Annotated in this window: 1 protein-coding gene and 1 pseudogene; both read left to right on the top strand. The window is 51.5% G+C overall.

Translation table 11 applies throughout. The features are described 5' to 3' along the window. Nucleotides 1-261: pseudogene (locus B3P58_RS19655) on the top strand (lipoyl synthase); the annotation flags it as partial. A 130-nt stretch (nucleotides 262-391) separates the two neighbouring features. Next, a complete protein-coding gene (locus B3P58_RS19650) occupies nucleotides 392-1,066 on the top strand; it encodes a TorF family putative porin (RefSeq protein WP_286719972.1) in 675 nt (224 codons plus the stop codon). Nucleotides 1,067-1,080 lie beyond the last annotated feature (14 nt).

The raw sequence follows: 1,080 nt of genomic DNA, 5'->3' as shown, positions 1-1,080 counted from the left end.
CTGGGCGAAACCAACGAAGAAGTGATTGAAGTGATGAAGGATATGCGCGCGCATAACATTGATCACATCACGCTGGGGCAATATCTGCAGCCGAGCAAAAATCACTCACCGGTTAAGCGTTTTGCTACACCGGAAGAGTTTAAAGAGCTGGGTGATATCGCTAAGAGTCTGGGTTTCCTGCGTGTGACCAGCGGTCCGCTGGTGCGCTCGTCTTACCATGCGGATCTGCAGGCGCAGGGGGAAGACGTTGGCGGATTGTAAAATGCTGTGGGCCGTGATTCTGTAGCGGCCCTTTCTGTGAGCGTTATTGGATTGTGAAACGCTGGGCGATGATTCTGTAATCGCTCTGTGGTAGACAAGGGGTTCCTGTTTAATTCACTGAGGGAACCCCATGAAACGCACTACATTGCTGGCCATTCCGGCTTTTTTGGCACTCTCGTCTGCGGCATCCGCCGCCACTGTGACGTATAACGCCGCTTTTGTCTCAAACTACCTGTTCCGTGGCCTGAGCCAGACTGATGATGGTCCGGCCTTGCAGGGTGGTGCGGATATTAAAAACGGTAATGCCTATGCCGGTGCCTGGTTCTCCAATGTTGATAAGCCGGATGGCGCCGAAGGTCTGCCGGTCGAGATGGACGTGTATTTCGGCTACAACAACCAGTTCGATGGTTTTAACCTCGATATGGGCGTGCGTACTTACAACACCCTGTTTGATGTGGGTCGTGAAGAAACCGAATTCAAACTGGGTACCAGCCCGGCCAAGGGTCTGTCTGTCAATATGCACCGTGGCGTAAAGGCTCAGTACTGGTATCCGGAAGTCACTTTCGAAAAACACCTGCCGCAGCGTCTGTACCTGGACGTAGCCGTTGGTATGTTGATGGTGGATGACGCTGACGATAAAGCGCTGACTGCCCGTGTTGAAGTGGCCCGTGATTTCCCCGAATTCCATAAGATTGATCTGTTTATCGCTGCTGACTTTATCAGCGATGACACCCCTTATGGCGACAACAACGATAAAGACGATTCCGATCTGAATTTCGTTATCGGTGTACGCAAAAACTTCTGATAAGTGATGCGTTA

Source organism: Thalassolituus sp. UBA2009 (assembly GCF_002335285.1).
Lineage (GTDB): Bacteria > Pseudomonadota > Gammaproteobacteria > Pseudomonadales > Oceanobacteraceae > Venatoribacter > Venatoribacter alkanivorans.
Note: the sequence above shows the minus strand (reverse complement) of the source record. Positions and strands in the feature narration are given on the sequence as shown.